This is a genomic window from Streptomyces sp. NPDC048254, from assembly GCF_043201895.1.
GTDB lineage: Bacteria > Actinomycetota > Actinomycetes > Streptomycetales > Streptomycetaceae > Streptomyces.
Map to the genome: position 1 here is coordinate 23,445 of NZ_JBICZJ010000013.1, position 24,352 is coordinate 47,796.

18 protein-coding genes are annotated in these 24,352 nt (G+C 70.8%); 12 read left to right on the forward strand and 6 right to left on the reverse strand.

Features of this window, described 5'->3' with window-relative positions:
• Positions 1-13: 13 nt before the first annotated feature.
• The 3 genes from ACGFZQ_RS32215 to ACGFZQ_RS32225 all read right to left on the reverse strand — a co-directional run bounded on the left by ACGFZQ_RS32215 (position 14) and on the right by ACGFZQ_RS32225 (position 3,565).
• Positions 14-1,564: a UxaA family hydrolase gene (locus tag ACGFZQ_RS32215; RefSeq protein WP_393843279.1), complete on the reverse strand. Its 1,551-nt coding sequence runs from the start codon at positions 1,562-1,564 to the stop codon at positions 14-16.
• A 99-nt stretch (positions 1,565-1,663) separates the two neighbouring features.
• Positions 1,664-2,542 (reverse strand): SMP-30/gluconolactonase/LRE family protein, encoded by an 879-nt coding sequence (locus ACGFZQ_RS32220; RefSeq protein WP_393843280.1) that lies wholly within the window; start codon positions 2,540-2,542, stop codon positions 1,664-1,666.
• Positions 2,543-2,653: 111 nt separating this feature from the next.
• The gene (locus tag ACGFZQ_RS32225; protein ID WP_393843281.1) at positions 2,654-3,565 is read right to left on the reverse strand and encodes a LysR family transcriptional regulator; all 912 of its coding nucleotides are present in this window, start codon (positions 3,563-3,565) and stop codon (positions 2,654-2,656) included.
• Positions 3,566-3,723: 158 nt separating this feature from the next.
• Between ACGFZQ_RS32225 and ACGFZQ_RS32230 the strand changes: the two genes are divergently transcribed.
• Entirely contained in the window at positions 3,724-4,926 is a 1,203-nt protein-coding gene (locus ACGFZQ_RS32230; RefSeq protein WP_393843282.1) for a mandelate racemase/muconate lactonizing enzyme family protein, read from the forward strand.
• Positions 4,927-4,961: 35 nt separating this feature from the next.
• On the forward strand, positions 4,962-5,720 hold the full coding sequence (locus ACGFZQ_RS32235) for an SDR family NAD(P)-dependent oxidoreductase (RefSeq protein ID WP_393843283.1): 759 nt from the start codon (positions 4,962-4,964) through the stop codon (positions 5,718-5,720).
• A gap of 21 nt (positions 5,721-5,741) precedes the next feature.
• Here the strand turns inward: ACGFZQ_RS32235 and ACGFZQ_RS32240 are convergent, their stop codons facing one another.
• Both ACGFZQ_RS32240 and ACGFZQ_RS32245 read right to left on the reverse strand, forming a co-directional pair.
• Positions 5,742-8,072 carry a glycoside hydrolase N-terminal domain-containing protein gene (locus tag ACGFZQ_RS32240; RefSeq protein WP_393843284.1) on the reverse strand — a complete coding sequence of 777 codons (2,331 nt, stop codon included), beginning with the start codon at positions 8,070-8,072 and terminating at the stop codon, positions 5,742-5,744.
• Between the two features lie 263 nt (positions 8,073-8,335).
• On the reverse strand, positions 8,336-9,487 hold the full coding sequence (locus tag ACGFZQ_RS32245; protein WP_393843285.1) for an ROK family protein: 1,152 nt from the start codon (positions 9,485-9,487) through the stop codon (positions 8,336-8,338).
• Between the two features lie 401 nt (positions 9,488-9,888).
• On the opposite strand from ACGFZQ_RS32245, the gene ACGFZQ_RS32250 reads away from it, so the two are divergent.
• The 5 genes from ACGFZQ_RS32250 to ACGFZQ_RS32270 all read left to right on the forward strand — a co-directional run bounded on the left by ACGFZQ_RS32250 (position 9,889) and on the right by ACGFZQ_RS32270 (position 17,711).
• Positions 9,889-12,030, forward strand: coding sequence for a fibronectin type III domain-containing protein (locus ACGFZQ_RS32250; protein ID WP_393843286.1), 2,142 nt, complete (start codon positions 9,889-9,891; stop codon positions 12,028-12,030).
• Between the two features lie 63 nt (positions 12,031-12,093).
• The gene (locus tag ACGFZQ_RS32255) at positions 12,094-13,113 is read left to right on the forward strand and encodes a carbohydrate ABC transporter permease (RefSeq protein ID WP_393843287.1); all 1,020 of its coding nucleotides are present in this window, start codon (positions 12,094-12,096) and stop codon (positions 13,111-13,113) included.
• A gap of 11 nt (positions 13,114-13,124) precedes the next feature.
• Positions 13,125-14,063, forward strand: a complete 939-nt coding sequence (locus ACGFZQ_RS32260) for a carbohydrate ABC transporter permease (RefSeq protein ID WP_393843288.1) — start codon at positions 13,125-13,127, stop codon at positions 14,061-14,063.
• Between the two features lie 18 nt (positions 14,064-14,081).
• On the forward strand, positions 14,082-15,431 hold the full coding sequence (locus ACGFZQ_RS32265) for an ABC transporter substrate-binding protein (RefSeq protein WP_393843289.1): 1,350 nt from the start codon (positions 14,082-14,084) through the stop codon (positions 15,429-15,431).
• 78 nt (positions 15,432-15,509) lie between these two features.
• Positions 15,510-17,711 carry an alpha-galactosidase gene (locus ACGFZQ_RS32270; RefSeq protein ID WP_393843290.1) on the forward strand — a complete coding sequence of 734 codons (2,202 nt, stop codon included), beginning with the start codon at positions 15,510-15,512 and terminating at the stop codon, positions 17,709-17,711.
• A gap of 247 nt (positions 17,712-17,958) precedes the next feature.
• On the opposite strand, the gene ACGFZQ_RS32275 is transcribed toward ACGFZQ_RS32270, so the two are convergent.
• On the reverse strand, positions 17,959-18,537 hold the full coding sequence (locus ACGFZQ_RS32275; protein ID WP_393843291.1) for a TetR/AcrR family transcriptional regulator: 579 nt from the start codon (positions 18,535-18,537) through the stop codon (positions 17,959-17,961).
• Between the two features lie 233 nt (positions 18,538-18,770).
• On the opposite strand from ACGFZQ_RS32275, the gene ACGFZQ_RS32280 reads away from it, so the two are divergent.
• The 5 genes from ACGFZQ_RS32280 to ACGFZQ_RS32300 are packed head-to-tail and all read left to right on the forward strand — an operon-like array spanning position 18,771 to position 24,300.
• Positions 18,771-19,334, forward strand: a complete 564-nt coding sequence (locus ACGFZQ_RS32280) for a 2Fe-2S iron-sulfur cluster-binding protein (protein ID WP_351745897.1) — start codon at positions 18,771-18,773, stop codon at positions 19,332-19,334.
• Complete coding sequence (locus tag ACGFZQ_RS32285; protein WP_393843292.1) at positions 19,331-20,323, forward strand: FAD binding domain-containing protein; 993 nt, start codon at positions 19,331-19,333, stop codon at positions 20,321-20,323. The genes ACGFZQ_RS32280 and ACGFZQ_RS32285 overlap by 4 nt, the downstream gene beginning before the upstream one ends.
• Positions 20,320-22,446: a xanthine dehydrogenase family protein molybdopterin-binding subunit gene (locus tag ACGFZQ_RS32290; protein WP_393843293.1), complete on the forward strand. Its 2,127-nt coding sequence runs from the start codon at positions 20,320-20,322 to the stop codon at positions 22,444-22,446. Before ACGFZQ_RS32285 ends, ACGFZQ_RS32290 begins: the two co-directional genes overlap by 4 nt.
• Positions 22,439-23,608, forward strand: a complete 1,170-nt coding sequence (locus tag ACGFZQ_RS32295) for an XdhC family protein (RefSeq protein ID WP_393843294.1) — start codon at positions 22,439-22,441, stop codon at positions 23,606-23,608. The genes ACGFZQ_RS32290 and ACGFZQ_RS32295 overlap by 8 nt, the downstream gene beginning before the upstream one ends.
• The gene (locus ACGFZQ_RS32300) at positions 23,605-24,300 is read left to right on the forward strand and encodes an alpha/beta fold hydrolase (protein WP_393843295.1); all 696 of its coding nucleotides are present in this window, start codon (positions 23,605-23,607) and stop codon (positions 24,298-24,300) included. The genes ACGFZQ_RS32295 and ACGFZQ_RS32300 overlap by 4 nt, the downstream gene beginning before the upstream one ends.
• The last annotated feature ends 52 nt before the right edge of the window (positions 24,301-24,352 follow it).

Here is a 24,352-nt window from a genome sequence, read left to right on the forward strand (position 1 = left end):
GGTCCTGCTCGCGTCACAGGACCGCCCCCATGCGCCAGGGGACGATCTCCTCCGTCCCGAAGCCGAGTGCCTCGGACTTGCTCCCGGCGCCCGACGCCATGTCCACGAGGGCCTCGAACAGGGCGGTGCCGTACGAGACCTGGTCGGCGTGGCTCATGGCCGGGCCGGCGTCGAAGTCGATGTCGCCGCGCATCCGCTCGTACAGCCCGCTGGTGGTGCTGATCTTCAGGCAGGGGACCGGACGGGAACCGAACAGCGAGCCGCGTCCGGTGGTGAAGGCGAGCAGGTTGGCGCCGCCGGCGACCATGCCGGTGGCCGACACGGGGTCGTAGCCGGGCGTGTCCATGAAGGTGAGGCCCGGTGCGGTGACCGGCTCGCCGTATCCGACGACGTCGTTCAGCGGGCTGGTCCCGGACTTGAGTACGGCGCCCAGGGACTTCTCCCAGATGGTGGTGATCCCGCCGGCCCGGTTTCCGCGCGACGGATTGTTGTCGAGCGTGGCGCCGCCCGCCGCCGTGTACTGCTGCCACCAGACGATGAGTTCGTCGATGCGGGCCGCCGCCCCGGGGTTCGACGCCCGGTCCCGCAGCAGGTGGTGGGCGCCGTAGATCTCGGGCGTCTCGCCGAGGACGACCTTCCCGCCGGCCGCGACGAGCAGGTCGGCCGCGACGCCGAGGGTGGGGTTGGCGGTCAGCCCCGAGTACGCGTCGCTGCCGCCGCACTGGAGGCCCAGCGTCAGTTCCGCGAGGGGGATCGGTGTGCGGCTCGATCGCGCGATCCCCGGGACCAGGTGCTCGATGCGGTCGAGGGCCGCGTTCACCGTCGCCGCGGTGCCGCCGAGATCCTGGATGGTCAGGGTCTCGGTTGCGTCGTCGTCGCCGAGGAGGTTCTCCGGCTGGTTCACCTCGCAGCCGAGGCTGATCACAAGGGCGGCCGCCACGTTGGCGTGGCCGAGGTAGCCGCGCAGGGTGCGCCGCAGGATGGCGTCCCCGGGGGTGCCCTCCGCCATACCGCAGCCGAGGTCGTGCGGGAGCGCGATGACGCCGTCGAGGCCTGGAGTCCCCCTGTGCCGGTCGTCGGCCCGCTGGGCGATCATCCGGGCCACCGTGGCGGAGCAGTTCACGGTCGGCACCACGACGATGTAGTTCCGGGTGGCCGCCCGCCCGTCCGCCCTGCGGTATCCGAGGAAGTGGTCGCGGGTGGGGCCGGCGGAGGCGGGCCGCGTGCGGGCCGGCGACGGCCGCGCCGCCGGCTCCTCCCACCCGCCGATGCCCAGGTTGTGCACATGCACGTGGCCGCCCGCCGGGATGTCGGCCAGGGCCACGCCGATCACCTCGCCGTACTTGCGGACCGGCGCACCCTTCGGAATGTCGCGCAACGCGACCTTGTGCCCGGCGGCGATGTCCTCGACGACCGGTGCCGTGCCGTCGGCGAGTTCGACGGGCGTCCCCCGGGACACATCCCCGAGGAGCAGCCCGATGTCGTCCCGACCGGGCCGGGGCACCAGCGGCCTGACGGCTGCCACCGGGCCCGCTGCCTCTGCGTCACGACGTTCACTGTCCATGCCATCGACCGTATGGCCCCAATACCGCACAAGGGAAAGACGGTTATCGATGGTCATTCATCCGGAATGCGAATGCCCCGTGCCCCGGGGGCGGTTCCGTCAGGCCCGGAACGGCCGGACGGGGACCCCCTGCGTACCGGTCTCGATGACGAAGACCGAACCGGACAGCGGGGACCTTGCCAACTCCTCGGCGGACAGGCCGTTGCGGGCCGAGGTGATGTACAGGCGGCCGTCCGGGCCGAAGGCGCAACTGGTCGGCTGGAGGACGGGCACCGGAACGACTCCGACGACCCGCCCGGCCGGGTCGTACCGCCGCACCTCGCGGCCCCCGTGCATGGCCACCCAGAAACACCCCTCCACGTCGACGGCGAGACCGTCGGGAACGCCGGCCCCCTCGGTCTTGGCCAGCACCTCCAGGCGGCCGAGCTCTCCCGGCCCGGCGTGGAAGTCGGCCCGGTAGAGGAGGTTGGCATAGCTGTCGGCCAGGTACAGGATGGTGTCCTCGGCGTTCCAGCCGAGGCCGTTCGGCAGGACGAGACCGTCCGCGACGACGACGCTCGGTCCGTCGCCGTCCCACCGGTGCAGCCGGCCCTGGCCCGGCGCGAACTCCATGTCGTTGCTGCCGGCCCAGAACCGGCCGTGGGAGTCCACCTTGCCGTCGTTCATGCGCAGGTTCGGCTCGGGCAGCACCGGGTCGACCAGCGTCAGCCCGTCGGCGGTGACGAAACCGAACCCGTCCGCCACCGCGGCGGCGAAGCCCTCCTGCGCGGTGCGGGGCGCGACCGCACCGACCATCGTGCCGACCTCCGTGACGGTCTGCCTCCCGGTGGACAGATCGTCGTCGTACACCTTGCAGCCGTAGATGTCGACCCAGAGGAGATGCCCGGTACGCGGGTCGAACACCGGCCCCTCACCCACGTCCGCCGTATCGCTGCGTACCGCCACATCGAGATTCGAGTACGTACGGACAGTGGCCATCGCGACTCCGATCCTTGCGGCTTTCGACCAACCTCACCCCGGTCACCCCGAGATCGTCAACGGCGATTCACGGATGGGGGTTATTCGCCCCGCGAATGCGTCCCCGCCTCGTCAAAGCGGTGGAATGGCGGTCGTCCCCTCGGGCCGCGGAGCCTTTATCACCGCTTGGATGAAAGCCTGTGCGGCCGCGCCGAGCGGTCGCTCGGAGTGCCACCAGATTCCCACGTCCCGATACCGGTTGAGACGGCGAATGGGACGCATTTCCATTCCCTCGCGCAGGACCATCACCCCGCCCAGGTAGTTGATGACGCCGATTCCGTGCCCGGCACGCACCATCGCGCCGAGCGTGGTCGGCTGATGGGACACGATTCCGCTCGGCGCGACCAGGTCCTTGATGCTCAACTCGACCTCGGCCTCGTAACCGACCACCGTGTTGGCGAGCGGATCGCCGATCGTGATGACGCGCTGTCCCGTGAAGTCCGCGAGATCGACCTCGCTCTTCTCCAGCAGGGGATGGCCGGTCGGGGCGAGCATGACGAAGGGCTCCCGCCACAACGGACGCATGGTGAAGGCGTGGTCGTGCGGCTCCGGCCGGACCGTGCGCAGGGCCACCGAGACCCGGCGCTCGGACAGTGCCGCCTCGATGAAGTCCACGTCACCGTCCAGGACCGCCACCCGGATCCCCGGGTGCTCCTCCTGCAGCGCCGTGATGACCCCAGGGAGGAACTCCGAACTCCCGCTGGCGAAGCTCGCGACGGTGACGGTTCCCGTGATGTCGCCCCGGTCGGTCTGGCGGGCGGTGACCAGTTCGTCCGCCGCCGCGAGCACCGCCCGCGCCCGGGCCAGCAGAGCGCGGCCGTCGTCGGTGAGGGTGAGCGGCCGGATTCGGCGCTCGATAAGCAGACAGCCGAGTTCGCGTTCCAGATTCGCGATGTGCGCCGAGACGCGTGGTTGCGACAAATGCAACTTTTCGGCCGCTCTGGTAAAGCCGCCGGTATCCACGACCTCGACCCAGGTGCGCAACCAGGCCAGTTCGAGAGTCATTGACCGAACCTCCTCGCCGCACAGCCGGGCCGCCGCCGGTACGGAATTCCTTCCGGCGGCAGGGCATCTGCGCGGCAGATCATGTGTATTCGCATTTCGCCGTTGACGAGTTCCGACGGCCATGGCCGACTGGAACAATGACCGATCAGACTTCCTTCGGCACCGCCCGCGGCCTGTTGTCCGCGCACGGAGCGGACCTCCTGCGCGGCGACGACGGTGCGGTGATCACCTCCGTGGAGACCTACGCCCTCGCCGTGCCCCTGAAGCGGCCCATCGCCGACTCCACCGCCGCCATGGCGCACTGGACGGTACCCGTGGTCGAGATCCGCACCGCCGACGGCCGTATCGGCACGGGTATCTCCGGCGTGCACTGCGCTCCCGAGCTCCTCTCCGACGTGATCCTTTCCTACTACGCCGATGCCCTTCTGGACACCTCGTCGGAGGACATCCTGGGCACCTGGAAGCGTCTGTACTGGCTGCCCACGCACTGGATGGGCCGGGCGGGCGTCGTGCACATGGCGCTGGCGATGGTCGACATCGCCCTGTGGGACCTCGCCGCGCAGCGGGCCGGCATGCCCCTGTGGCGCCTCCTCGGTGGCACGCAGGAGAGCGTGGAGGCGTACAACACCGACGGAGGCTGGCTCAACCTCTCCGACAGCGAACTCGTCCGGGACCTCACCGCGCTCGTCGACCACGGCTGGTCCCGGGTGAAGATCAAGGTGGGCCGGTCCGACTGGCGGGAGGACGCCCGCCGCGTGCGCGCGGTCCGCCGGGCGCTCGGCGACGACGTGACCCTGATGTGCGACGCCAACCAGCGCTGGGACCTGTCGACGGCGAACCAGATCATGCCGGTCCTGGAGGAGGCGGCGATGGACTGGGTCGAGGAACCCTTCCACGCCGACGACCTCCAGGCGCACGCCCGCCTCCAGGCGTCGACGCGGCTGGACGTGGCGGCCGGGGAGAGCATCTACTCCTACCACCAGTTCGCCTCCTTCATGGCGGCCGACGCCATCCGGGTCGTCCAGGCCGACGTCACCCGGGTCGGCGGGGTGACCGAGTTCCTGCAGATCGCCTCGCACGCGGCGGCGCGGGGACTGCGGTTCGCGCCGCACGCCGGCGACATGATGCAGGTGCACCAGCACCTGGTGGGGACGGTCCTGTCCGAGGTGCCGCCGCTGGTGGAGTTCATCCCCTGGACGCAGGAGGCCTTCGTCGAGCGCAGCGTCGTACGCGAAGGGCTCATGGAGCGTCCGCAGTCGCCGGGCGCCTCGACCGCGATCGATCCGGCCGCGCGCGTCCGCTGGCAGATCCCCGAAGTGGGGTCGGCCAGGACCCTGTGAAGCCGCCCCACGCATCCACCGACGGAAGGAAGAAGATGACCGAGTCGCCCCTGAGGCACACCGACGAGCGAGTGGCCGTCGTGACCGGCGCGGGCCAGGGAATCGGGCGCGCCATCGCCGTGGCGCTCGCGGCCCGTGGCGTACGGGTGGTCGTCACCGACCGCAACACGGAGACCGGCACCGCCGTGGCCAAGGAGGTGGGCGGCGACTTCCTGCCCCTGGACGTCTCCGACCCCCGGGCCGTCGCGGAGACGGCCGACGAGGTCGTACGGCGCTTCGACCGCGTCGACGTCCTGGTCAACAACGCCGGTATCGCCCACGAGGACGCGGCCCTCGACGTGTCGGACGACCTCTGGAACCGCATCCTCGCCGTCGACCTGACCGGCACCTTCGTGGCCTGCCGCGAGTTCGGACGGCACTTCGTGGGCCGACGCTCCGGCTCGATCGTGAACATCTCCTCCATCGCCGCCTTCATCGGCTCCAATCCCGAGTACCACGTCGCCTACGACGTGGCGAAGGCCGGAGTAGCCCAGCTGGCGCGGTCCCTCGCGGTCGAGTGGGCGCCGCACGGAGTGCGGGTCAACGCCGTCGCGCCGGGCCGGACCCGCACCCCCATCCTGGACACCGTCGGGATGGACGATCCGCTGCGGATGACGCAGTGGATCGGCCAGATCCCGATGGGACGGCTGCTGGAGGCCGAGGAGATCGCGACGGCCGTGGCGTTCGTGGCGCTCGACGCGACCGCGATGACCGGGCAGACCCTGCTCGTCGACGGCGGCCAGATCGCCCAGTGACGACGTCACCGGCGCTTGCCCTCAGCCGAGGCCGAAGGCAAGCGTCTCTCCCCCGGCGAGCCGTACGTCGAGGAGACCGGCGCCGTACCGCAGCCGGACGTCGGCGGCCCGGGACGCCCGGATCCGCGCGGCTTCCAGCCGCCCGTCCCGCCACCGGATGTCCACGGTGAGCCCGCCACGGGCGCGCAGCCCGCACACGCTTCCCTCGGGCCAGCCGGACGGCAGCGCGGGCAGCAGTTCGACCTCGCGGCCGTCGGACTGCAGGAGCATCTCGGCGACTCCCGCCGTGCCGCCGGCGTTGCCGTCGAAGGAGTAGATGTTCTGCGCCGCGCCCGCCACCCCGCCGGCGGAGAACGTCATCAGGTTCGCCTCGCTGGCGTCCGCGATCAGGCTGGTGAGGTGCTTGAGGGCCGAGTCGCCGTCGAGGAGACGGGCGAAGTAGACCGTGAAGTTGGCCTCGACCCACTCGGTCTGCTCCCAGCCCGGGGCCTGCTGCCTGCGCTCGATGGTGACCTCGGCGGCGCGGGCGAGCTCCGGTGTGCCGCGCGGGGTGATCTGGCGCTCCGGGAACAGGGCACTGAGATGGGACGTGTGCCGGTGGCTCGGCTCGGCCTCCTCGTAGTCGTGCAGCCACTCCTGCAGTTGCCCGTGCCGCCCGATCCGGAACGGCGGCAGCCGGCGGCGCGCGGCGGCGATCCTGGTCCGCAGGTCGGCATCCACACCGAGCAACTCGGCGCTCTGCGCGCAGATCCGCAGCAGGGCGTCCATGAACACCCGGTCCGCGGTGGCCCCCATGGACACCGAACACCGGCTGCCGTCGGGCGCGAGATACCAGTTCTCCGGCGATTCCGACGGCCCGGTGACGAGCAGGCCGTGCTCCGGTTCCTCGACCGCGTAGGCGAGGAGGAACTCGGCGGCCCCGCGCAGGACCGGGTACGCGCGCTCCCGGAGGAACGTCTCGTCACGGCCGTACTCGAAGTGCTCCCACAACTGGAGGGCGAGCCAGGCCCCGCCGGTCACGTTCATGCCCCAGCCGATGCCGGAACCGGGTGCCGTGTACCCCCATGCGTTGGTCACCGTGTGGGCGACCCAGCCCGGTGCGCCGTACATCTGCCCGGCGGTGGCCCGGCCGTGGTCCGCCAGCAGCTCCAGGAGACCGAAGAGCGGTTCCTGGCACTCGGCGAGGTTGGCCGGCTCGGCGGCCCAGTAGTTCTGCTGGGTGTTCATGTCCAGGTGGAAGTCGTTCGTCCAGGCCGCGCTGCTGGCCAGGCCGTCGTTCCACAGCCCCTGCAGGGCAAGCGGCAGCGGGGAGTTGTGGCGGGAGCCGGCCACGGTCAGGTAGCGGCCGTACTGGAAGTACAGCGCTATGAGAGCGTCGTCGGCCTGGCCGGCGGCGAGCCGGTCGCGGCGGGTGCCGGTGGGCAGGGCCGCGATGTCGGGCGGTGCCGATCCGAGATCCAGGGAGACCCGCCGCATCAGCGCCCGGTGGTCCGCGACGTGGGCCGCCCGGACGGCTTCGTAGCCTGCTTCCAGCCCGGCGGACAGGAGCGATTCCGCCCGCGCACGCGGGTCCGCCCCTGCCCAGTCGGTGCCGACGACGACGTAGACGACCGCGCTGTCGGCGCCTTCCAGGCGGAGCGCCTCGCCCGCGCGGTGCACGGTGCCGCCGTCGGCTTCGAGGCGGGCGTGGATCTCCAGGGCGACGCCCTGCTGCCCGTCGCTGTGCAGGCTCTCGTGGGCGTGGCCGCTGAAGACGACGGAGGAGTCCGTGGTGGTCGTGTCGCCGGGGAGCAGGCCGTCCTGGATGGACAGGGTGAAGCCGAGCGATCCGGGGCGGTCCGTGGTGAGGCGGATCGCGATCAGGCCGTGCGGGTTGGTGGCGAACACCTCGCGGGTGACGCGGACGCCGTCCTGTTCGTAGGTGACCGAGGCGAGGCCCGTGTCCAGGTCGAGGGCCCGGTGGTAGTCCTGGACCGGAGGCCCGTCGGGGAAGGCGAGTTGGACCTCGGGGAGGGGGAGGTTCGTCCCGAACGACCTTGGCCTGCCCAATAGATGCTCGGCCGCGAGCCGCTGTGCCTCGGCGTGTTCTCCGGCGAAGAGAAGTTCGCGGATGCGCGGCACCTGCGCTCCGGCGGTCGGACTGAGGTCCGTTGCCGACGGACCGCCCGACCAGGCGGTGGACTCGGAGAGCTGGATCCGCTCGCGGTCGGTGCCGCCGTGGACCATGCCGCCCAGGCGGCCGTTGCCCAGGGGCAGCGCTTCGAGCCAGCGGGTGGCGGGACGGTCGTACCAGAGCGTTCCGGGCGGGCGGTGGACAGGGTGGAAGTCCTGGGCGGAGAAAGCTTTCAGCATGGCGTGCGCTTTCGAGACGGGTGACTGCGAGACGGGCGACTGCGAGACGGGGGACTGACGGAGGACGGCTCACGCGGGGCGGGCGCGGGCGCGGCGCGGGGCGCGGGGCGCGGAGAGAGGCGCTCGCGGGTTGCTCGGTGGTGCGGCGCGGAGGAGAGGCGCTCGCGGGTTGTTCGGCGGTGCGAAGAGGTGCTTGCTGACTGCTTGGCGGGGGCGAAGAGGCGCTTGCGGGTTGTTCGGCGGTGTGAAGAGGCGCTCGCCGGTTACTTGGCCGGGGCGAAGATGCGCTGCGCGGCGACGGCGGCGCCCCCGCGGGCCCATTCCTCGAACGGCAGGGGTCTGACGACGAGGTCGCAGTCGGCCGCGGCACCGAAGGCACGGGCCGCGAAGGTGGCACGGATCTGCTCCTCGTAGAGGTCGTAGGTGGCCACGCCCTCGCCCGAGATGATGATGCGTTCGGGCCCGATGAGGTTGGCCACGGAAGCCAGCGCCAGGCCCAGGGCATGGCCGGCCCGGGCGAAGACGGCGCGGACGTCGGCGTTGCCGGCATGGGCGAGGCGGACCGCCTGGTCCATCGTCAGCACCGGATCGCCCGTCGCCTGGCGGGCCTGCTCCGTGATGGCCTGGGTGGAGGCGACGGCCTCGACGCAGCCGGTGTTGCCGCAGGTGCACACCCGGTCGGTCCCGCCCACGGGGAGGTGCCCCACTTCCCCCGAGACGCCGTGGGCCCCGGAGACGACCCGGCCGCCGAGGGAGATGCCGCAGCCGATGCCCGCGCCGACGGTGACCAGGGCGAAGGACGACAGTCCGACCCCGACGCCGAACCACTGTTCCGCGACGGTCAGGGCGCGTACGTCGTTCTCGATCACGGTCGGTATGCCGGTGGCGGTCTGGACGAGCTGGGCGAGGGGAACGCGGCGCCAGTTCAGGAAGGGGGAGTACTGGACGGTGCCGGTGTGGCCGTCGACGTCGCCGGAGATCGTGACGCCGATGCCGTGCAGGGCGCCGGCCGCACGGGGCGGTGCCTGCGCGGTCAGCCGGTCGACGAGCCGGGCGATGGCCAGCACGACCGTACCCACGTCACGGGAGGTGAGGGTGGCGCGGGCGGTGGCCAGGGGCCGTGCGGTGAGGTCGGCCAGCACACCGATGAGTTCGTCACCGGTCACCTTCACGCCCACGAACCGGGCGCGGTCGGCCCGCACCGCGATCAGCGTGGCCGGCCGGCCGGCGGTGCGCTCGGCCGTGCGGCCCAGCTCGGTGATCCAGCCGTCGGTCAGCAGGGGAGTGGCGACCTTGGTGATCGCGCCGGGTGACAGACCGGTGCGGCGGCCGATCTCGGCGCGGGTGAGCGGGCCGTGCGCGAGCAGGGTCTGGAACAGCAGAGCGGCCGCGGGTGGCTGATCGGCGAGCGTCATGCGGCGACCATACATTTCCATTGGAAAAGAAGAAAGAAGAGGTTCGTCGCCGGTCAGCGCCCGTCTTCCGTACTCATCGCCCGAATCCCGATCCATTCTTTCCGCGAATGTCGATGATTCGGGCCGTGCAATATGTTGACGCTGGAAGAAAAGCGTGGCTACATTCGCGGCACCTCGCGACAGGTGGATGGGACGTCCACCGACGCAGGTGGCGGCCGGTTTCCTCCTCGACCGGCCGCGTAAGTCATCGCGGGCTGCGCTACCGAACGGGCGTCGCCTTACGGCCACTTGGGCGCCCGAACGCCCACTCGGCCAATTCCCCATGCGGCTGACCGTGCAGGGGCACTTCCGGGTCTTCCGAAGGCCCTGCCGTGCCTTTCGCGCCGAGATGGAGTAATCACATGGCTCGTCCAGCAGGACCTGCGGCATCCGTAAGCCACAGACTCCGCACGGGCGGTGCGCGCCTGCGGCGCCTGCCCGTGCTGGCCGCCACCGCCCTGGTGGTGTCCCTCGCCGCGCCGACCGCCGCGACGGCGGCCGACGTCTCCCCGTCGACGGCTGACGCCACCTCGTCGGCGTCGAGCGCCTCGCTGTCGAGTGCCTCGCCGTCGGGTGCCGGCCGCCAACAGGCACTCCTGGTCGCCAAGCCGTACATGGGCTGGAGCAGTTGGAGCCTGGAGGCCACCAGCTACCCCGGCTACGGCGGGGTGAACTGGCTCACCGAGGCCCACATCAAGCAGCAGGCCGACGTGGTCGCCGCCAAGCTCACGTCCCACGGCTACGAGTACATCAACGTCGACGCCGGCTGGGCGAACGGCTTCGACCAGTACGCCCGTCCGACCGCGAACCCCACCACGTTCCCGCACGGCATGAAGTCCCTGGGCGACTACCTCCACCACAAGGGCCTCAAGTTCGGGCTCTACCTGGCCGTGGGCCTCGACCCCGCCGCGTACGGCGACGGGACGACCGCGATCCACAACGCACCCGGCTGCACCACCGCGGACCTCGTCTACCCCGACCTGCGCAAGACCAACGGGTGGAACTCCGCGTACAAGATGGACTTCGCCAACCCCTGCTCGCAGAAGTACATCGACTCCCTGGCCGACCAACTGGCCGGGTACGGCGTGGACTTCCTCAAGGTCGACGGCGTGGGTCCGGGCTCCTGGCAGGGTGACGCGGACCACGACAACACCCCGGACGTGCGGGCCTGGCACACCGCGCTCCAACAGACCGGCCGCCGCATCCAGTTGACGCTGTCCTGGTCGCTCAGCCACACCAAGGCCGAGACCTGGAAGGCCAACTCCAACGGCTGGCGGATCGACACCGACGTCGAGTGCTACTGCAGCACGCTGGTGACCTGGAACAACTCCGTGAAGGGACGCTGGAACGACGTCGTGCAGTGGATCGACGACGCCGGTCCCGGCCACTGGAACAACCTCGACTCCCTGAACGTCGGAGTCGGCGCCATGCACGGCCTCACCGAGGCCGAGCGGCAGAGCTACATGACCCTGTGGGCCATCGAGTCGGCGCCCCTGTACTCGGGCGACGACCTCACCAAGCTCGACTCCTACGGGCTGAAGCTGCTCACCAACGACGAGGTGATCGCCGTGGACCAGGCCGGCCACCCGGCGCGGCCGGTCAGCCAGACCACCGACCAGCAGACCTGGTACGCCCGTAATCCCGACGGCAGTTACACAGTCGCCCTGTTCAACCTGGGTTCCGGCGCCGCCGACGTCACCGCCGACTTCGCCGACCTGGGCATCGACGGCACCGCGGCGGTCCGCGACCTGTGGAACCACAAGAACCTCGGCCGCGTCTCCGGCCACCTCGCACAGAACCTGCCCCCGCACGGCTCACGGCTCTTCACCTTCACCCCGACCCGCCACGGCGACCAGCCCGGCACCCCGCTCGGCGTGCACGGCACCGCCGCCACCCCGACGAGCGTCTCGCTGGCCTGGGACAAGGTGAACACCGGCGCCTCGCCCGTCAACCGCTACACCGTCTACGCCGACGGCCGTCCGGTGACCACCACCACCGGCACCACGGCCACGGTCAACGGCTTGAGCGCCGCCGCCGCCCACACCTTCACCGTCGTCGCCCGCGACGCCAAGGGCCGTACGTCGGTTCCGAGCAAGGCCCTCGCGCTCACCACGCCCGCGTCCACCGGTCCCACCGCCTACGAGGCCGAGGCCTCCGGCAACCCCCTCACCGGCAATGCCGTCGTCGCCGGCTGCGACGGCTGCTCCGGCGGGCAGAAGATCGGCAATCTCGGCGGCGGCGAGGTGGCCGTCACCCACGTCAGCGCCCCGAAGGACGGCACGTACCTGCTGAAGCTGGACTACGTGGACGGCGACTCGAGTCGCGTCATCGACCTCACCGTCGGCGGCAGCACCCTTCACGTCCCGGTGCCGGGCACCAACGACAACAACTGGGGTGCGCCGCAGTCCCTCACCGTCCCCGTACCGCTGAAGGCCGGAGACAACACGCTCAGCTTCGGCAACGCCACCGACTACGCACCCGACATCGACAAGATCACCGTCTGATCCACCGGTCCACCAGCTCGTACCGCTCGTACCGCACGCTCGTATCGCACTAAGGAGGGTGCTGTGGTGGTCACATCACAGGGCAACCACGCAACGCCGGTGAAACCGCGGTCCGGTGAACCGGGCGCGGTGGCCACCACGGCCACCTCGCCGGTCAACAAGAAGACCACACCGAGGAAGGGACGGCGGCCCAGCGCCACCAGGTCGGCGGCGGCACGCCGCCGGGACCTGCCGGTCGCCCTGCTGCTCATCCTGCCCGCCGTGGTCGGCTTCGCGGGCTTCTACGCCTATCCGACCCTGCGCGGCATCTACCTCAGCTTCACCGACTTCCACGTCCTGAGCCCGCCGCAGTGGGTGGGACTGGCCAACTTCCGGGAGCTGATCGGGGACGACGTCTTCTGGCACTCGCTGCTCGTCACCGTCTACTTCGTCCTGCTGTCCGTGGTCTTCGGCACCTTGATCTCCCTGGTGACGGCGGTGGTGCTGGATCGGGTGACCAGGTCGTCGGTCCTGCGCGGAGTGATCCTGCTGCCGTTCCTGATCTCCAACGTCATCGCCGCCCTGGTGTGGCAGTGGATGCTCGATCCGACCCTCGGCATCGTCAACATCGCGCTGAAGCACGTGACCGGCCACTCCATCCTGTTCTTCGGCAGCGGGGGATGGGCGATCCCCTCGCTCGCCGCGATCAGCGTGTGGAAGTGGATGGGCTACTACGCCCTGCTGATCTTCGCCGGCCTGGGGACCATCCCGCCGACCATCTACGAGGCCGGCCGCGTCGACGGCGCGAGCGAGATACAGATGTTCCGCCGGCTGACCGTGCCCCTGCTGCGGCCGATCCTCGTCATGGTGGTCGTCCTGACGGTGATCAACTCCTTCCAGGTGTTCGACATCGTCCAGGTCACCACCGAGGGCGGTCCGGCCAACGCCTCGAACGTGCTGCAGATGTACATCTACCGCAAGGCCTTCCGGCAGTTCGACTTCGGTTACGCCGCCACCATGTCGCTGGCCCTGTTCGCCCTGCTCATCGCGGTCACCTTCACCCAGCTGCGGCTCGCCCGCGCCAACGAATCCGACCTGAACTGAAGGAGACCGCCATGGCTGTCACCATCGCACCCGGCCGGGCGACCCTCCCCAAGCGCTCGCCCCGCACCAGCACCCGCAGGTTCTCGCCCGGCAGGGCCGTGGCCTGGATCTACCTCGGCGTCATCGTCCTCGTCACGCTCTTCCCGTTCTACTGGATCCTGCGCACCGCGCTGTCGAACAACTACAAGCTGGCGACCAATCCGTCCTCGCCGCTGCCGGTCGGTTTCACCTGGGGCGCCTTCGAGCGGGTCCTGGGCCTCGCCTCCACCGCGGAGGCCCAGGCCCAGGGCGGCTCCGGCGCCACCCTCGACATCGCGCTCTATCTGCGCAACTCGGTGATCTACGCATCGGTGCAGACCGCGCTGATCGTGCTGATCTCCGCGGCCGCCGCCTACGCGTTCTCCCGGCTGCACTGGCGCGGCCGCGACCTGGTGTTCAACATCCTGATCAGCGCCCTGATGGTGCCCAGCGTGTTCACGCTGCTGCCCAACTTCGTCCTCGTGAAGGACCTGGGACTCACCGACACCTTTGCCGGACTCATCCTGCCCGGCGGCCTCTTCCAGGCCTTCACGCTGTTCTTCCTGCGGCAGTTCATGCTCGGCCTGAGCAGCGAGGTCGAGGAGGCCGCCATCATCGACGGCGCCGGCCCGCTGCGGATCTTCTTCCGGATCATCCTGCCGATGTCGACCGCGCCGATCGCCACCGTGTCGCTGCTGATGTTCGTCAACGCCTGGAACGACTACTTCTGGCCGCTGCTGATCGCCAACGACCAGAACGTCCAACCGCTCACCCTCGCACTCGGCGTCTTCAAGCAGTCCTCGCCCCAAGCCGCCCCCGACTGGGCGGGCCTGATGGCCGCCGCCCTCATCGCGGCGCTGCCGATGCTGCTGCTCTTCGTCGCCTTCGGTAAACGCATCGTCAACTCCATCGGCTTCTCCGGCCTCAAGTGATCAGTGAAAGAAGGAACCATGAGAGTTCGCAAGGCTGTGGCCCTGGGAGCCTCGCTCACCCTGGCGGCCCTCCTCTCCGCCTGCTCCTCCAACTCCGACGGCGGTTCCGGCTCCGGCACCCTGAACTGGTGGACCTGGGACGACAAGCAGGCGGCCGCCTACAAGGTCTGCGCCAAGGACTTCGAGAAGGCCAACCCGGGCGTCACGGTGAAGATCACCCAGTACAACGTCGTGGACTACTTCACCAAGCTCACCGCCGGCTTCGTGGCCAACAAGGCCCCCGACGCGTTCCAGAACAGCGTCCAGTTCTTCCCGCAGTACGCCGACCAGCACCAGCTGCTCCCGCTGGACGACTACATCAAGAAGGACGGCTTCGACCTGTCGCGCTTCTCCGTCGGCGTCGACTCCTGGAAGTACACCGACGGCAAGCAGTACGGCCTGCCCCTGGACTGGGCGGCCACCGGCCTCTACTACAACAGCGACATGCTCACCAAGGCCGGATACAGCGCCAAGGACGTCCAGAACCTGAACTGGAACCCCGACAACGGCGGCACGATCGGCAAGATGATCGCCCATCTGACCCTCGACACCAAGGGCCGACGCGGTGACCAGCCGGGCTTCGACAAGGCACACATCAAGACCTACGGCTTCGGCCAGCTCGCCGCCAAGGACTTCCTGGGCCAGTCCACCTGGAGCTCCTTCGTCTCCACGACGGGCTGGCGGCTCGGCAACAAGGCCAACTGGCCGACCGAGCTGAACTACAACGACCCGCGCCTGGTGAAGACCATGGACTGGATCCGCACCCTGGTCGCGAAGGGCTACGCACCCAAGATCGGTACGTTCACCAACACCGTCTCCGACGTCGACCTGCTCTCCTCGGGCAAGGTCGCGATGGAGACCGGCGGATCGTGGTCGGCGTCCACCTTCGCCAAGATCCCCAACATCAAGGTCGGTATCGGTCCCACGGTCCTCGGCCCCGACGGCAAGACCCGTGCCGTCTTCAGCAACTCCAACGGGAACACCATCTGGGCCGGCACGAAGAACCCGGACCTGGCCTGGAAGTGGGTCTCCTACATGGGCTCCGAGACCTGCCAGACGAAGGCGTCGGCGACCGGCACCTTCTTCCCGTCCATCCCCGCCTCGATGGACGCCTCCGCCAAGGCGCTCAAGGCGCAGGGCGTCGACCTCACGGTCTTCACCGACATGCTCAAGAACAAGGAGCTCTACCCCTCTCCGGACTTCAACAACGGCGCGGAGCTGCAGGACGCGATCGAGCCGCTGATCGAGGCATACTTCGGCGGGCAGAAGGACGACAGCGTCTTCGCCGACATGCAGGCCAAGACGAAGGACATCCTGACCAAGAAGTGACCGCCGCCTCTTCGGCGCATCGCGACCGGGACGCGGCCCGTACGGCGCGTCCTGCCGCCCTCCCTGAAAAGAGACCGTATGCCCACCACCCCCGCGCGAATCGTCAGCCTGCGCGCGGCCGGCACCTGCTTCGCCGTCGAACTGACCGAACCGGTGCCCAGAGTCCTGCACTGGGGAGCCGACCTGGGTGAACTGACCACCGAGGACCTGACGGCCCTGAGCCTGACCGCAGAACCCGCGCTGCTCAACAACGCCCTGGACACCCCGCGCCGCTTCACCGTCTGGCCCACCGAGGCGGACGGCTGGTCCGGTACCCCGGCCCACCACGGCCATCTGTCCGGCACGGCCGGCGCTCCCCGTCCGACCCTGACCGGAGCCACCCACCGCGCCGACCCCGAGGGCGGCGGCGAGCTCGAACTGCGGTTGACCGAAGCGGCGTCCGGACTGGACATCACACTCACCTACGCTTTGGACACCCACGGGATCCTCACCGCCGACGCCGTCCTCTCCCGCGCCGAGGGCGCCGACAGCGCCGAGAGCAGCGACCCGGCGCCGTACGACCTGTCCGGCGCACTGACCCTGCTGCCCCTGCCGCGCCGGGCCACCGAGATCCTGGACTTCACCGGAAAGTGGAGCCGGGAGCGCTCCCCTCAGCGGCGCCCGCTGCACCAGGGGTCCCATGTCCGTGACGTGCGACGCGGCAAACCCGGCGTCGACTCTCCCTATCTCCTGACGGTGGGAGTGCCCGGCTTCGGATTCCGCACCGGTGAAGTGTGGGCCGTGCACGTGGCCTGGAGCGGCGACCAGCGCTACCTGGTCGAGCAACTCCCGGAAGGAGCAGGCGTACACGCCTCGGCGCTCGGCGGTGGCGAACTCCTGCGGGCGGGCGAGATCCGCCTGGCGCCCGGCGACTCGTACCGCACCCCGCGCTGCCACTTCGCATGGTCGGCGGACGGCCTGGACGGCATCGCGGACCGCTTCCACCGCCACCTGCGGGCACGCCCCCAGCATCCGCGCGGCCCCCGGCCCCTCGTCCTCAACAGCTGGGAAGGGGTCTACTTCGACCACGACCTCGGCCGGCTCAAGGCCCTGGCCGAGCGTGCCGCCGCGGTGGGGGTCGAGCGCTTCGTGCTCGACGACGGCTGGTTCCGCGGCCGTCGCGCCGACACCGCGGGGCTCGGCGACTGGCTCCCCGACCCGGCCGTCTGGCCCGAGGGACTCACCCCGCTCGCCGACCATGTCCGGGCGCTGGGCATGGACTTCGGACTCTGGGTCGAGCCGGAGATGGTGAACCTCGACTCCCACCTGGCCCGTACCCACCCCGACTGGATCCTGGGTCCCGCCGCCGGCCTCGGCCCGTCCGCACGCCATCAGCACGTCCTGGACCTCTCCCGCCCCGAGGTCTTCGACTACCTCCTGAAGTCACTGGACGCACTCGTCGGAAGCTACGACATCGCCTTCCTGAAGTGGGACCACAACCGGGAACTCCACGAAGCCGTGCACGCTCCCGGCGACCGGCCCGCGGCCCACGCCCAGGTCGAGGCGCTGTACCGGCTGCTGGACGCGGTCAAGCAGCAGCACCCCGCTCTGGAGATCGAGAGCTGCGCCAGTGGCGGCGGCCGTGTCGACCTGGGCGTACTCGCCCGCACCGACCGGGTGTGGCCCTCGGACTGCAACGACCCCGTGGAACGCCAGGCGATCCAGAACTGGACCGGCCAACTCCTCCCGCCCGAACTGGTCGGCTCCCACGTGGGCGCCGCGCGCAGCCACACGACGGACCGCGTCACCTCCGACACGTTCCGCCTGATCACCGCCTTGTTCGGGCACGCGGGCATCGAGCAGGACCTGAACGAGTGCTCGGCGGAGGAGCTGACCAGGCTGACCGCCTGGGGCACCCTCTACCGCGAGCTGCGCCCCCTGCTCCACACCGGTCGCACGGTCCGTGCCGACCTTGAGGACGAGTCCCGCGTCCTGCACGGAGTGGTGGCTCAGGACGGATCGAGGGCGCTGTACTCCTGGGCGCGCGTGGCCACTTCCCCCGAAGGCCAGTCCGGCCGTACTCCCTTTCCCGGTCTGGACCCCGACGCCCGCTACCGGCTCCGCGTGCGCACCGAGCTCGGCCTGCCCTCGTTCCACCAGGTGGCACCACCCCTGTGGCTGACGGCAGCCGTGGACGACTGGCTCACCCTGCCCGGCGCCGTCCTGACCACCGCCGGCCTGCCGATGCCCACCCTCAACCCGGCGCAGGCGCTCCTCGTCGAGGTCCACCGCCAGGACTGAAGTCGTCCTGCCACACCGGGAGTTCGGGTTCTCCGTGACCACGACGGGCACGGAAGGCCGAGGGCCCCTTCCGGCGGCCGCGGAACCGCGGGTGCGGCCAGGAGAAGGGGCTCAGGGCCCTGCGTCAACCGGTAGGGCCCTCCGGCGCTGGTCCGTAGCGGCCGGGTGCGATGGTGCCGTGCGGGTCCAGCGCCTGCTTGATCCGGCGCAGGAGCTGCTGTGCCGTGCTGTCCGGGGGCGTGCCCGCTCAGTCGGTCTTCGCCCCGGGCGCTCCCGCCCGCAGTCCGTCCATGACCAGGTCGAAGAGGCGGGCGGCACGCGCTTCCCAGTCGCCCTGCGGATCGATCGTGAACAGGCCGACGATGGCGAGGAAGAAGTCGTCCGCGGTGACGCCGGGGCGGATGGTGCCGGCCTTCTCGGCGGCGCGGAGCAGGAGTTCGGACGCGGCGGTCACCGGGGTGTACTCGGGCTTCGCCGCCGTGCCGGTGGCCTGACGGATCGCGTCGGCCAGACCGGCCTTGGCCATGGCGAACCGGGCGAGCCGGTCCATCCACTCGCGCAGGGCCCGGTCGGGTTCCCGGGTCTCGAGCAGGTGGGCCGCGCAGTCGGCGACCTGCTGCATCTCGTGGCGGTAGATCTCCAGGACGAGCGCCTCGCGGTTGGGGAAGTTGCGGTAGAACGTGCCCTGACCGACGCCCGCCTTCTTGGCGATCGCGCTCAGCGGGGTGTCGGCGCAGCGGGTCAGTTCGGTCAGTGCCACTTCCAGGATGCGTTCGCGGTTGCGCTGCGCGTCGGAGCGCAGCGGTGCGTCCTTCTTCTCCGGCACTCGAGCCCTCCTCGCGGGCTCGCGAAGGGGCCCGGCCTTGCTGAGCGGACAGCTGTCCGGTACGTTTCCTGGTAGCGGACAGCTGTCCGGTTGGATCCATCATAGCCCTGGCCGAGCTGATCCAGCCACGTACTGAGCTGCCTATTCGTCTTCCGGTGCACCCGATTCTCCAACACGCCTGCGTGCCGGACCGCCTTCTCGGCGTGTTCCGGACCTGTGAAAGAAGGCTGATCATGGCTTTGGCCGGTCCGTCGACGCACAGTGCCATCACCCTGAACATCAACGGCGAGAAACACTCCCTGTCCGTCGACCATCGCACCACCCTCCTCGACGCCCTGCGCGAGCGGCTTGCTCTCACCGGTACCAAGAAGGGCTGCGACCAGGGGCAGTGCGGGGCCTGCACGGTTCTGGTCGACGGCCGCCGGGCCGTGGCCTGTCTGCAACTGGCGGTGGCCGCCGAGGGGCGGGAGATCACCACCGTCGAAGGCCTGGCCGACGGCGAACGGCTGCACCCCGTGCAGCAGGCCTTCCTCGACCTCGACGGCTACCAGTGCGGTTACTGCACACCTGGCCAGATCTGTTCGGCCGTCGCGGTGATCGAGGAGCACGCGGCCGGCTGGCCGAGCGCCGTCACCGGCGACGTGCGGCCCGAGGCGGGACCGCCGCCGCTGACCGCCGAGGAGATCCGTGAGCGGATGAGCGGCAACCTGTGCCGCTGCGGTGCGTATGTGTCGATCGTCCAGGCGGTCGCCCAGGCGGCAGCGGCCGAGACGGAGACCACGGAGGCGGCGGCATGAGGGAGTTCGGCTATCGGCGTGCGCTCGACGTCTCCGGTGCGGTCGCGCTGCTCGAAGCCGATCCGGACGCGCGGTTCCTCGGCGGCGGTACGAACCTCGTCGACCTCATGAAGACCGGCGTCGAGCGGCCCGCCCGGCTCGTCGACATACGTGAACTCCCGCTGGACCGCATCGAGTCGACGCCCCACGGCGGCCTCCGGATCGGCGCCACCGTCACCAACAGCGACCTCGCCGCCCACCCCGAAGTGCGGCGCCACTACCCGGCGTTGGCGCAGGCGGTGCTGGCCGGCGCCTCCGGGCAGCTGCGCAACATGGCCACGGTCGGCGGGAACCTGCTCCAGCGCACCCGCTGCGGCTACTTCGCCGACGTGACCCAGCCCTGCAACAAGCGCACCCCGGGCAGCGGTTGCCCCGCCATCGCGGGCGAGCACCACAACGCCGCGATCCTCGGCGCCTCCGACCACTGCGTGGCCGTACACCCGTCGGACATGTGCGTGGCGCTCACCGCCTTCGACGCCGTCGTGGCGTACGAAACGGCCGACGGGCCCGGGGAGTTGCCGCTCGCCGAGTTCTATCTGCCGGTCGGTGACACCCCGCACCGGGAGACCGCCCTGCCGCAGGGCGCGCTGATCACCGGCGTCACCCTGCCGCCCGCCCCGGTCGCCGCCACCTCGCGCTACCGGAAGGTGCGGGAGCGGGCCTCGTACGCGTTCGCGATCGGGTCGGTCGCCGCCGCACTCGACGTCGAGGCGGGCGTGGTACGCGAGGTGCGACTGGCGCTCGGCGCGGTCGCGTCGAGGCCCTGGCGGGCCCTGGAGGCCGAGCGGGTGCTCAAGGGCTCACCGGCCGATGCCCGCACCTTCGCCGCCGCCGCGGACGCCGAACTGGCCGCGGCCCGGCCTCTGCCGCACAACGGATACAAGGTGACCCTGATGCGCAACCTCGTGGTGGCCGTGCTGACCGAACTCACCGAGGAGGCAGCCCGATGACCACCGTCACCCCCCTGAAGGGCTCCGTCGGCACGGCGCGCACCCGCGTGGAGGGGCGTGACAAGGTCACCGGCGCCGCCCGCTACGCGGGAGAGATCCCCTTCGCCGAACTCGCCCATGGCTGGCTGGTGTTGTCCACGGTCGCCCGCGGCCACATCCGGGCTGTGGAAGCCGACGCCGTCCTGGCCATGCCCGGCGTCCTCACCGTCCTGCACCACGGGAACGCCCCGCACCTGGAGACCGACTACGACGGGCTCATGGGGAACAAGCCAGACCCGTCCATCGCGCTCTTCCAGCACGACCGGGTGCCGCACGCGGGCTGGCCCGTGGCGCTGGTCGTCGCCGAGACCTCCGAGCAGGCCAGGGAGGCCGCGGAGACGCTAGTGGTGCACTACGACCGGGAGCCGCACGACACAGCGTTCACCGGCGGACGCCCGGACGCGTACACCGCGGCGGACGCGCCCCACGCCGCGGCCGTGACCGCGAAGGGCGACCTGGAGGCCGAACTCGCCCGTTCCGCCGTGGTCGTGGACGCCGAGTACACCACGCCCGAGGAACACCACAACCCGATGGAGCCCCACGCGGCGACCGCCCACTGGGACGGCGGCCGCCTGGAGGTCGTCGACTCCAACCAGGGTGCCATCTGGGTGAAGGGCGAACTCGCGAACCTGTTCTCGCTCGACCCGGCCTCCGTGCGTGTACGCTCCGAACACATCGGCGGCGGCTTCGGGTCCAAGGGCGTCCGCGCCCACCAGGTGGCCGCCGTCATGGCCACGACCCTCCTCCGCCGCCCCGTCCGCGTCGTGCTGACCCGCCGTCAGATGTTCTCCCTGGTCGGCTACCGCAGCCCCACCGCGCAGCGCGTCAGGCTCGGCGCCGACCCCGACGGACGGCTGCGCGCACTGGAGCACCAGTCGCTGAACCTCTCCTCGACGGTGCACGAGTTCCTGGAACCCAGCGCCATGCCGGCCCGGGTGCTGTACGACGCCCCCGCCCACCACACGGCCCACCGGATCGTACGGCTCGACGTACCCACCCCGACCTGGATGCGCGCGCCGGGCGAGGCACCGGGGTCGTTCGCGCTGGAGTCGGCGCTCGATGAACTGGCCGAGAAGTGCGGGGTCGACCCGATCGAGCTGCGCGCCCGCAACGAGCCCGACAGGGGGCCCGTCTCCGGGCTGCCCTTCGCGGGCCGCGGTCTGACCGCCTGCTTCCGGGAGGGCGCCCGGCGGTTCGGCTGGGCGGACCGCGATCCACGTCCCGGCCTGCGCCGCGACGGCCGCTGGCTGCTCGGCACCGGAACGGCGGCGGCGACCTTCCACGCCGGAGCCGTTCCGTCCACGGCGGCCGTGACCGCGGAGGCCGACGGCGGCTTCACCGTCCGCATCTCCGCGGCGGACCTCGGCACCGGCGCACGTACGGCCCTCACCCTGATCGCCGCCGACGCGCTGGAGGTGACACCGGACCGCGTCCGGGTCCTGATCGGGGACAGCGACTTCGGCCCGGCGATGATCGCGGGCGGCTCGATGGGCACCAGCTCCTGGTCCTGGGCGGTCACCGCGGCCGCCGACGAACTGCGCGAGCGGCTCGCCCTGGGCGGCGGCGTCCCTCCGGAGGGCATCACCGTCCGCTCGAACACGGCGGAGGCCATCGCCGCACTCCCGCAGAAGGAACGGCACTCCTACGGCGCCCACTTCGCCGAGGCCGCCGTCGACGTCACGACCGGCGAGGTGCGGGTCCGCCGGATGCTCGGCATTTTCGCGGCGGGCCGGATCATCAACCCGCTGACCGCCCGCAACCAGTTCGTCGGCGGCATGATCTGGGGCATCTCCATGGCCCTGCACGAGGAGGCGGTCCGGGACCGGGCTTCGGGCGCCCACATCGGCGCCGACCTCGCGGGCTACCACTTCGCGGCCAGCGCCGACGTCCCGCTCATCGAGGCGGACTGGCTGCCCGGGGACCCGGACGAGGACGACCCCCTCGCCATCAAGGGCATCGGCGAGATCGGCATCGTGGGCGCCGCGGCGGCGGTCGGCAACGCGGTCTGGCACGCGACCGGCGTACGCCATCGCAGCCTGCCCATCCGCCCCGACCGCGTCCTGCGGGCAGGCCGGGATGCTTGACCTCGCCGCGGAGTTGAGCAAGTGGGCAGAGGAGGGCCGCGACTTCGCCGTCGCCACGGTGGTGTCCGTCGGCGGCAGCGCGCCGCGCCCTCCCGGCGCCGCCCTCGCGGTCGACAGCGCGGGCACGGCGATCGGCTCGGTCTCCGGCGGATGCGTGGAGGGAGCGGTGTACGACCTGTGCGTACAGGTCCTCGATGACGGCGAGCCGGTCCTGGAGACATTCGGCTACAGCGACGAGGACGCGTTCGCGGTGGGCCTGACGTGCGGTGGAGTGATCCAGATCCTGGTCACTCCGGTGACGCGGGACGCACCGGACAGAGAACTGTACGAGGCGGCGCTGGCGTCCGCGGCCCGGGGGGAGCCCACAGCACTGGCCAGGGTGATCCGTGGACCTGCCGAGCTTCTCGGCACAGCCGTGCACGCACCCGACCAGGGGCGCGGGGCTGTGACCCCGGTGGATCGCGTCACCGCCGAGGCCCTGGCCATGCTGACCGCCGGAGGCACCCGCACCCTCGACATCTCGGAGGACGGCACCCACTGCCCCGGCGGCCTCACCCTGTTCATCGAGACCCGTGTCCCACCACCCCGCATGATCGTCTTCGGCGCGATCGACTTCGCCGCCGCACTCGTGCGCGCCGGAAAGCTCCTCGGCTACCACGTGACCGTGTGCGACGCCCGCCCCGTCTTCGCCACCCGGGCCCGTTTCCCCGATGCGGACGAGGTCGTGGTCGACTGGCCGGACCGCTACCTCCGGAGTACGGAGACCGACGCGCGCACGGTCCTGTGCGTGCTGACCCACGACGCCAAGTTCGACGTACCCCTGCTGGAGGCGGCCCTGCGGATGCCGGTCGCCTACGTCGGCGCGATGGGCTCCCGCCGGACGCACGCCGACCGGGAGCGCAGGCTTCGTGAAGTCGGCCTGGAAGATGCCGAGTTGGCCCGGCTCCGGTCGCCCATCGGCCTCGACCTCGGCGCCCGTACGCCCGAGGAGACGGCGCTGTCGATCGCGGCGGAGATCGTCGCGGTCCGGCGGGGCGGGACGGGCACACCGCTGACCGGCTCGGAGACGCCGATTCACCGGGGCACGGCGGAGTGGGCCGGGCTGACCGCCGTGATCACGGCGGAGGAGGCGCCGGCGCCGGAGAGCGCGAAGGTGGCGTGACCTACGATGACGCGGTGAAGTTCGTGATGGTGCCGGGCGGCTGGCAAGGCGGATGGGTGTTCGACTCGGTCGCCGCCGAGCTGCACCGAGACGGTCACCACGTCGAGGCGGTGACCCTGGCGGGGCTGGAGCCGGACGGCCCGGTCGATGTGGACCGTCCGCCGAACCTCGACACCCATATCGACCAGGTGGCCGAGATCATCGACCGTAGCGACGGAGCGCCCCTCGCACTGTGCGGGCACAGCTACGGCGGGATGGTGATCGCCGGCGTCGCGGATCGGCTCGGCGACCGCCTGGATCAGCTCGTCTTCATCGACGCCTACGTCCCGGACGACGGGGATTCGTGCTGGTCCTTGACCAGTGACAGCTTCCGGGAGTTGTTCATGGCGGGCGCCCGCGCCGACGGCCGATGGGTCGAGGTCCCTGAGGGGCTCGACCCTCGCGCGCGCCCGCACCCACTGGCGAGCTTCGTCCAGTCGGTCAGGCTGGGAGGCAACCCCGGCCGCGCGCTCGGCCGAACGTTCATCAGCGGTGGCGCGTGGACAGGCAGCCCGTTCGTGACCCTGACCGAACGGCTACGCAACGACTCGGGCTGGCGGGTTCACGAGATTCCCGTCGGTCACAACATCGCCCGCCGCGACCCGCACAGCCTCGCGGCCGTTCTCAGCGCCTTGGCGCGGGACTCTGCCTGACGCACCGCCGCTCACGGCGAGGCAGGCGACCGGCCCTTCGAGCTGCCGACGG

What these genes read in the sequence shown, in the direction of transcription:
- ACGFZQ_RS32215 (WP_393843279.1), bottom strand. Translation starts at nt 1,564, where the DNA reads ATGGACAGTGAACGTCGTGACGCAGAGGCAGCGGGCCCGGTGGCAGCC.
- ACGFZQ_RS32220 (WP_393843280.1), bottom strand. Translation starts at nt 2,542, where the DNA reads ATGGCCACTGTCCGTACGTACTCGAATCTCGATGTGGCGGTACGCAGC.
- ACGFZQ_RS32230 (WP_393843282.1), top strand. Translation starts at nt 3,724, where the DNA reads ATGACCGATCAGACTTCCTTCGGCACCGCCCGCGGCCTGTTGTCCGCG.
- ACGFZQ_RS32235 (WP_393843283.1), top strand. Translation starts at nt 4,962, where the DNA reads ATGACCGAGTCGCCCCTGAGGCACACCGACGAGCGAGTGGCCGTCGTG.
- ACGFZQ_RS32240 (WP_393843284.1), bottom strand. Translation starts at nt 8,072, where the DNA reads ATGCTGAAAGCTTTCTCCGCCCAGGACTTCCACCCTGTCCACCGCCCG.
- ACGFZQ_RS32245 (WP_393843285.1), bottom strand. Translation starts at nt 9,487, where the DNA reads ATGACGCTCGCCGATCAGCCACCCGCGGCCGCTCTGCTGTTCCAGACC.
- ACGFZQ_RS32250 (WP_393843286.1), top strand. Translation starts at nt 9,889, where the DNA reads ATGGCTCGTCCAGCAGGACCTGCGGCATCCGTAAGCCACAGACTCCGC.
- ACGFZQ_RS32260 (WP_393843288.1), top strand. Translation starts at nt 13,125, where the DNA reads ATGGCTGTCACCATCGCACCCGGCCGGGCGACCCTCCCCAAGCGCTCG.
- ACGFZQ_RS32265 (WP_393843289.1), top strand. Translation starts at nt 14,082, where the DNA reads ATGAGAGTTCGCAAGGCTGTGGCCCTGGGAGCCTCGCTCACCCTGGCG.
- ACGFZQ_RS32270 (WP_393843290.1), top strand. Translation starts at nt 15,510, where the DNA reads ATGCCCACCACCCCCGCGCGAATCGTCAGCCTGCGCGCGGCCGGCACC.
- ACGFZQ_RS32280 (WP_351745897.1), top strand. Translation starts at nt 18,771, where the DNA reads ATGGCTTTGGCCGGTCCGTCGACGCACAGTGCCATCACCCTGAACATC.
- ACGFZQ_RS32285 (WP_393843292.1), top strand. Translation starts at nt 19,331, where the DNA reads ATGAGGGAGTTCGGCTATCGGCGTGCGCTCGACGTCTCCGGTGCGGTC.
- ACGFZQ_RS32290 (WP_393843293.1), top strand. Translation starts at nt 20,320, where the DNA reads ATGACCACCGTCACCCCCCTGAAGGGCTCCGTCGGCACGGCGCGCACC.
- ACGFZQ_RS32295 (WP_393843294.1), top strand. Translation starts at nt 22,439, where the DNA reads ATGCTTGACCTCGCCGCGGAGTTGAGCAAGTGGGCAGAGGAGGGCCGC.